Source organism: Gluconobacter sphaericus NBRC 12467, from assembly GCF_006539125.1.
GTDB lineage: Bacteria > Pseudomonadota > Alphaproteobacteria > Acetobacterales > Acetobacteraceae > Gluconobacter > Gluconobacter sphaericus.
In genome coordinates this window covers 36,798-43,686 of sequence record NZ_BJMK01000018.1, presented here as the reverse complement: position 1 = coordinate 43,686, position 6,889 = coordinate 36,798, and the positions used below count along the sequence as shown (strand labels likewise).

General features: G+C 51.8%; 7 protein-coding genes and 1 pseudogene. 3 read left to right on the top strand and 5 right to left on the bottom strand.

Going from position 1 to position 6,889, the window contains the following annotated elements; all coding sequences use genetic code 11:
• Positions 1-344: 344 nt before the first annotated feature.
• The gene (locus tag GSP01_RS10555) at positions 345-1,205 is read right to left on the bottom strand and encodes an aldo/keto reductase (RefSeq protein ID WP_202257892.1); all 861 of its coding nucleotides are present in this window, start codon (positions 1,203-1,205) and stop codon (positions 345-347) included.
• Between the two features lie 24 nt (positions 1,206-1,229).
• Positions 1,230-2,213, bottom strand: coding sequence for an aldo/keto reductase (locus GSP01_RS10550; protein WP_141353352.1), 984 nt, complete (start codon positions 2,211-2,213; stop codon positions 1,230-1,232).
• A gap of 149 nt (positions 2,214-2,362) precedes the next feature.
• Between GSP01_RS10550 and GSP01_RS10545 the strand changes: the two genes are divergently transcribed.
• Positions 2,363-3,256: a LysR family transcriptional regulator gene (locus GSP01_RS10545; RefSeq protein WP_141353350.1), complete on the top strand. Its 894-nt coding sequence runs from the start codon at positions 2,363-2,365 to the stop codon at positions 3,254-3,256.
• A gap of 49 nt (positions 3,257-3,305) precedes the next feature.
• On the opposite strand, the pseudogene GSP01_RS10540 reads toward GSP01_RS10545, so the two are convergent.
• The 3 genes and pseudogenes from GSP01_RS10540 to GSP01_RS10530 form a co-directional block, all read right to left on the bottom strand.
• Positions 3,306-3,724: pseudogene (locus GSP01_RS10540) on the bottom strand (IS481 family transposase); the annotation flags it as partial.
• A 62-nt stretch (positions 3,725-3,786) separates the two neighbouring features.
• Entirely contained in the window at positions 3,787-4,551 is a 765-nt protein-coding gene (locus GSP01_RS10535; RefSeq protein WP_141353348.1) for an anti-sigma factor family protein, read from the bottom strand.
• On the bottom strand, positions 4,548-5,051 hold the full coding sequence (locus tag GSP01_RS10530) for a sigma-70 family RNA polymerase sigma factor (protein ID WP_141353346.1): 504 nt from the start codon (positions 5,049-5,051) through the stop codon (positions 4,548-4,550). The genes GSP01_RS10535 and GSP01_RS10530 overlap by 4 nt, the downstream gene beginning before the upstream one ends.
• Before the next feature lie 173 nt (positions 5,052-5,224).
• Here GSP01_RS10530 and GSP01_RS10525 point away from each other — a divergent pair, with 173 nt between their 5' ends.
• Together GSP01_RS10525 and GSP01_RS10520 are read left to right on the top strand one after the other, a co-directional pair.
• On the top strand, positions 5,225-6,319 hold the full coding sequence (locus GSP01_RS10525) for a catalase family peroxidase (protein ID WP_141353344.1): 1,095 nt from the start codon (positions 5,225-5,227) through the stop codon (positions 6,317-6,319).
• On the top strand, positions 6,316-6,888 hold the full coding sequence (locus GSP01_RS10520) for a cytochrome b (RefSeq protein WP_141353342.1): 573 nt from the start codon (positions 6,316-6,318) through the stop codon (positions 6,886-6,888). The genes GSP01_RS10525 and GSP01_RS10520 overlap by 4 nt, the downstream gene beginning before the upstream one ends.
• Position 6,889 lies beyond the last annotated feature (1 nt).

Sequence of the window (6,889 nt, the reverse complement as noted above, 5' to 3'; positions counted from 1 at the left end):
AAAACAGATCGCTCATCTTCAGCCTCCTTACAGAGCCTGAATCAGATTTTTGTAATAAAATCAATGGCTCTTGAACCTAGGCCCGTTTAACAACACGTCAAATTAGAGCAAGCAGAAACAAACTTCACTGCACAGCCTGCTCAGAAGAAGAACAGGCCTCTCATCCATGAACTTCTCTATTTTTGCCTGCTATGGGGGAGGGGAAGCAGAATGTCTGATTATGAGCGAAATTGCCGATACTCGGACATTCTCTTTAACTCACATGGATCGAAAAAATATCCGCTCTAATCCGATAGGATATGCAGAAATCTGAATGTAGGCGGACAACTCTGACAAGAAACCTCTTACCCTAACTTTCTTGTGCCTAGCCATCGGACTTTTTCTGGATCGCGGTGATCGAAGAAACTGCTGGCTCTCTGATCAAGCGTGGCAATTGCCTCAATATCAGCATTGTCCAACGTAAAATCGAAGATAGCGAAGTTTGTGGCCATACGCTCTTTTCTGACTGATTTGGGGATCGCGACAATTCCGCGCTGGTTCAACCAACGCAATACGACCTGAGCGATAGTCTTGCCATGTTTCTGCGCAATGGACTGAAGCACGTCATTCGAGAACAGCCCGTTTCGCCCCTCTGCAAACGGTCCCCAGGCTTCCGCCTGAACATCATACTGCTTCAGGATTTCCAAAGCATCGTCCTGTTGATGAAAAGGATGGAGCTCAATCTGATTGATCGCGGGTGTGATCTCATTATGCAGTACGAAGTCCACCAGTCGGTCAGGATAGAAATTGCTGACACCAATCGCCCGGATACGGCCCGCACGATACAGTTCTTCCATTGCGCGCCATGCCCCATAGACGTCTCCATATGGTTGATGGATCAGCCAAAGATCGAGATAGTCAGTTTGGAGTTTGTTCAACGATCGTTCAAAAGCAGCCTTGGCTCCCTCATAGCTCGTATCTTCAATCCAGAGCTTGGTGGTGACGAAAAGTTCGTTTCGGTCGATCCCATGGTTGTGAATCGCATGTCCGACTGCTTCCTCGTTGCCATAGGAGGTGGCTGTGTCCAGAAGTCGATAACCGACATCAATGGCATCCCGAACGCTGCGTTCACACTCCGCCGGGTCAGGAACCTGAAATACACCGAAGCCAAGAGAAGGCATTGGGATGCCATTGTTCAACATCACGACAGATGTGGCGATAGTCACGATTATTCTCTCCGCGACAGTAGCTTAGCGATTGATGAGGTTCTGATGTGAGGCAGGATAACGATCCCCTTGCAGGGTAATTTCGTTGAGCGCCTGTTCAATGCGAGTCAGGTCATCAACCGTCAGATTGACATCAGCCCCTCCCAGATTTTCTTTTAGACGATCAAGTTTCGTCGTACCGGGAATGGGAGCAATCCACGGCTTCTGAGCTAGAAGCCACGCTAATGCGATTTGCGCAGGTGTGCAGGATTTTTCAGATGCAATGACTTTGACAAGATCAACAAGAGCCTGGTTCGCGGCTAGTGCATCAGCTTGGAAACGGGGAACAGAGCTTCGGAAATCATCCTTGGCGAACACGGCCTTTGGGTCGAGTTTTCCAGTCAGAAACCCTTTGCCAAGCGGCGCAAATGGCACAAAGCCGATACCCAGTTCTTCAAGCAGCGGTAGGATTTCCAATTCCGGCTCGCGCCAGAACATCGAGTATTCACTCTGGAGAGCTGCAACCGGCTGTACGGTATGTGCACGACGGATTGAATTCGTTCCGGCTTCAGACATGCCAAAATGCTTGACCTTTCCCGCTGCGATAAGGTCTTTCACTGTTCCGGCAACATCTTCAACCGGCACGTTTGGATCGACGCGATGCTGGTAAAAGAGATCAATCCTGTCAGTCCGCAGGCGCTTCAGCGCTTCATCTGCAACCTGTCGAATACGCTCCGGCCGACTATCCAGTCCCTGTGCTGGTACGCCGTTTACGAACCCAAATTTGGTGGCAATCACGACCTGATTACGAACCGGCTCTAGTGCCTCCCCAACAACTTCTTCATTAATGCCTGGTCCATAAGCTTCGGCAGTATCGAAGAAAGTGACCCCACGCTCATAAGCTGCGCGGATCAGGGTAATAGCATCCTTGCGGTCGGTGGCAGGGCCATAGCCATAGCTCAGACCCATGCAGCCGAAGCCAAGCGCTGATACTTCCAAACCACTCTGGCCCAATAGACGTTTTTGCATGTTTCTTGATCCCGCGTGTTAATCCTTGGGCATCGACCAAGGCTCTGAACACACAAATCTTAAGCCCAGACTCATCAATCGATTAGACGAGGTAAATTACTTAGGTCTATGACTTTCAGTCATGAAAATCACCAGAAGGCCTGAGTACAATGCTGCGTGAAGAGCTTGGAAGTCTGGCCATGTTCATGGCAGTTGCTGATGAAGGCAGCTTCACTAAGGCCGCAGGGAAGCTTGGCATTTCACAATCTGCGCTCAGCCATTCTCTTCGGCGGCTCGAAGCCAGACTGGGTCTACGATTGCTTACACGCACAACCAGAAGCGTCGCACTTACACTGGCTGGTGAACGCCTTATAGAAACACTGCGTCCTGCCCTAGAAGATATTGATCAGAAGCTTGCCGCACTGACCGAGTTGCGGGATCGCCCTGCTGGCACTGTTCGGATCACGACAAGCTCTCACGCGGCGTACACATTGCTCTGGCCAGCTATTGATCGTGTCACAGCCGAACATCCTGACATCAACGTGGAAATCAATATCGAAGGAGGCCTCGTCGATATTGTGGCTGAGCGATATGACGCCGGGATAAGGCTTGGAGAAAGACTGGAGCAGGACATGATTGCAGTACCAATCAGCCCACGCCTTAGGATGGCTGCTGTGGCCTCCCCATCATATCTGAGCGAAAAGACCATCCCGGAAACGCCGTACGATCTGGCGCAACATAACTGCATCAATCTGCGCTTGCCGACTTCTGGTGGATTATACGCTTGGGAGTTTGAGCGCGATGGCAAAGAGATCCGGGTTAAAACGCAAGGACAGCTTGTGCTCAATGATATCAATCTGATTGTGGAAGCCGCCCTCACCGGGCACGGTATTGCTTTCATGCTTGAGGATCACGTCAAAGATCACCTTTCTTCCGGAACTTTGATGCAAATTCTTGAAGAGTGGTGTGAGCCATTTGATGGCTATTATCTGTATTACCCAAGCAAGCGTCAGCCCTCTCCAGCATTCAATCTTGTTCTTGATGCTCTGCGTTACAAAAGCTGAATAAGGTTTGTTACAGGTAAATCAGGGGAGGGGGCAGAATGTCTCCTTAAATCAGAAGTGTGTCCTCAGCGGTCTGGACTTCCGCGATATCAAGATGAAAATACCCAATCGGGGTGTGTTCGAAGTGTTGTCGTTTTTGGTTTGTCTCCCTCGTTGGCCGGCAATCGTGAGATCTCGTGGCGCTGAAAGCAGCGATGCAGGGCTGAGCGGGTCAAATGAGGGCGGCAGCAACGTATGTCAGTGAAATGCCATGGTCATCGCTTCGTCCGTCTCGGACAGGATCGTTGATCGCGGCTCTTTAGGACCTGTATTCTGATCTTCGACACTCTGTCGCTTCTGCCACTTTGCAACTGTTTTCGGGTTGATCCCGAACTCCTTGCTCAGCGCCACGAGCGAAGCTTGCGATCGCTGTATTGCTTCTTGCACGGCGTGCGTCGTCGTTGCACTGCCATGACGTATCTGCCCCATAAGGCTTTCTTCCACTCACGTGAAAATATCACGCTATCAAAATACGGGACTAAACAATAAACCTATAGAGATGAATGCCGCTGTGCCATGAGATCCCGCGCCTGATTTGCAAGACTGTGCAGACCTAGAACTGATTCGTCCGATATCATGCTAACACCCAGGCCATCCTGCGCCCAAATATAGCCCGGTATATCCCTCATCGCGCGCATCGGGGCCGTCATGTCACGGCCGTGCATGGGACGAATGAAAAGTGAAATGCGTGTACCGTGTTTATCCTTGTATAAAAATACACAAGCTGGCCCATGATCTGTCGTGACCAGTTGTCCTGTCAGAAAATGGTAACCTGCGGCGGATAGGTCCGGTGCACGCACTAGGCGACCAGATGTTTGCGTCCCCCAGGCTGTGAGCTGAGCAACATTTCCCTCTGCGATTATGCTGTCCGTACCTGAAACATGTACGATCATTGCTTCCTGTTCAACGGATGCAAGTCCAAGAGGGACTTCGCGTTCCCGAAGGAACCAACCTCCTCCAAGTCCAATAGATAGCGCAAGGACAACGGACGCAGCCATCTGCGATATGCTGAAATAACGAATTCGTAATTGATTTGGTATCGTAATATCCAAATGTACAGGAGGATACTGTTCAAAGTCAGTATTCAGTGCAGCCCGTAGCAAGATTCTCTCTTTCCGCCATGTCATCACACGCTGTTGCACTGCTGGATTTTCATCCAGCCACCTTTCTACAGTCCGCAGTCGTTCCGGCGAAAGCAGCTCATCGACCCAGGCGTGAAGATCATCCTCAGTTACGGGGGGGGCAGACCGTGTCATTTTATCCTCCTGAGCTTGGGTCGTTCGCCTTCATCGACAAGCCGGTGCAAGGCATCTCGGGCTCTGGATAGTCGGGACATTACGGTTCCGATCGGAACTCTCAGGATGTCCGAGACAGTTGCATATTCTAAATCTTCAACTCCCACGAGTAGCAGGACCTGCCGATGCTCATCAGACAAACGGTCAAAGGCATTGATGACTTCCTTCCACTCAAGGTGTGGGATCTGGGTAGCATCCTGAATTGAGTCAGAAGATGTTTCCGGTGGAGTGACCAGAGATTTCAGGTGACGCCAGTGGCTGATATTGAGACGATACGCGATAGTGAACAGCCATGGCCGCAGATCCGATAGGTCGCGCACCTGATGCATTCGCGTAAGGGCACGCTCCAAACAGTCCTGCACAAGATCTTCTGCTCGGTGGGGATCGCGCGTCAGGACCCGCGAGTACCGTCTCAAGGCCGGTATCGCCCGTTGTAACCTGATGTCGTTGGTCTCGTTCAACCCGGCCTCTGCTTCATGTAGTTATCATACTTCTGAATGTGAACGCGCACGGGTCCAGTTTATTCCGAGCCAAATGACGAGACGGGTACATTTTCACTAAATATTTTACTCAGACGGAATAGATCCGCCTGCTCGATCGTCTTTAAACCAGACGAGGTCAGAGGATCGAAAAAATGACGACCAACACTCATACGCTGTCTGGTTCCATCCTGCGCTGGCTCGGTGTGATCGCGCTTCCATTTTTTCTCATGCTGTTATTTCTTTGGGCGGGCGGGTGGCTGACGCCTTACCGCCTGACACAGGTCGCTATGCTGGACGCTTTGCAGAAAGGGAGTGGCATGCACCCTGGATTTCGTCGCAACCACGCCAAAGGTGTCTGTATAACTGGATGGTTTGAGGGTAATGGGAACGCCTCCAGCCTTTCGATGGCCACCGTCCTGCAGAAAGGGCGGGTTCCTGTCGTTGGGCGGTTCGCACTTGCTGGCGGCCTTCCATATCAGGCCGATGCTCCTGAGAAAGTGCGCAGCATGGCCCTGCGTCTGATGCCGTCGGACCGTCAGGAATGGCGTATGGGAATTAACGATATTCCTGTCTTTCCTGTTGGAACGCCGCAGGAATTCCACGACCTCCAGCTTGCATCGCGCCCGGATTTGACGACGGGAAAACCTGACCCCGCACGCATGCAGGTTTTCCGTACAAGCCATCCTTGGTTACAAACTGCGAGGGCACAGATTGGTCGACGACCTGTTTCGTCGGGTTTCGCCGATGATACCTATCGTAGTCTCGACAGCTTTCTTTTTGTCGCGGAAGACGGAACGAAGACAGCCGTACGTTGGGCTATGGTGCCGGTCCAACCAGTTATGCCTGAGATTGGTCATGCGAATGATCATGATTATCTGTTTCATAAAGTTATCGAAGACATTCACACCCATCCACTGCAATGGCGGCTGATGGTAACGCTGGCAGGTAGCGGCGACGCAATTGACAACCCGAGCAAGGGATGGCCGCAGGATGATCGACAGATCAATGCGGGAACCTTGACCCTGACAGGTATCGGGAGTGAGGAAAACGGCCCATGTACCGGCATAACTTTTGATCCGCTTGTCTTGCCCGAGGGCATAATGCCGTCAGGCGATCCGATCCTACAGGCCCGATCTGCGGCCTATATGCGTTCGTTTTATCTGCGTTCCGGCGAACGGCCGACTGCCCCTGCTGTTTCACCTGAAATGACGGTCCCGTCTGCCAATGCGAGAGACAAAAAATCATGAAAAACGTGGAATCTTTCACCCTGCCGTCTCGCATCCTGCACTGGGTTATGGCCGTCATGATCTTGGCCATGCTCCTCATTGGTGTGTTCATGGCGTCGACCGTTGGATCTGGTTACTATCGCCTGGTGGCGTTGCATCGCTCTGTGGGGATCGCAATCCTTGTCCTTGCTATGCTGCGTCTGGGAAACCGGCTGCACACGCCTCCACCTCCCTTACCGGAGGATTTTCCCCCAGTGATGAAAATTGGAGCTCATGCATCGCATATCCTGCTTTATGTGCTGATGATTGTTTTGCCGCTTGTTGGATGGGGGATGTTGTCGGCAGGGGGTTATCCCATTCCGCTATGGGGTCAGTCCGTGCTTTTACCACCGATCCTTCCTCACAATCCGATGCTCTGGGCGGAACTTCGATCAGTGCATACCCTACTGGCCTTTCTGCTGTTTGGTCTCGTTTTGGCGCATATCGCCGCCGCTTTGTTTCATGGCCTGATCCGGCGCGATGGCGTACTTCGCAGCATGGTGTTCCGGAAAAGCCTTGATCCGATCTCTCAAGAGAGCCACGGCGATTAAG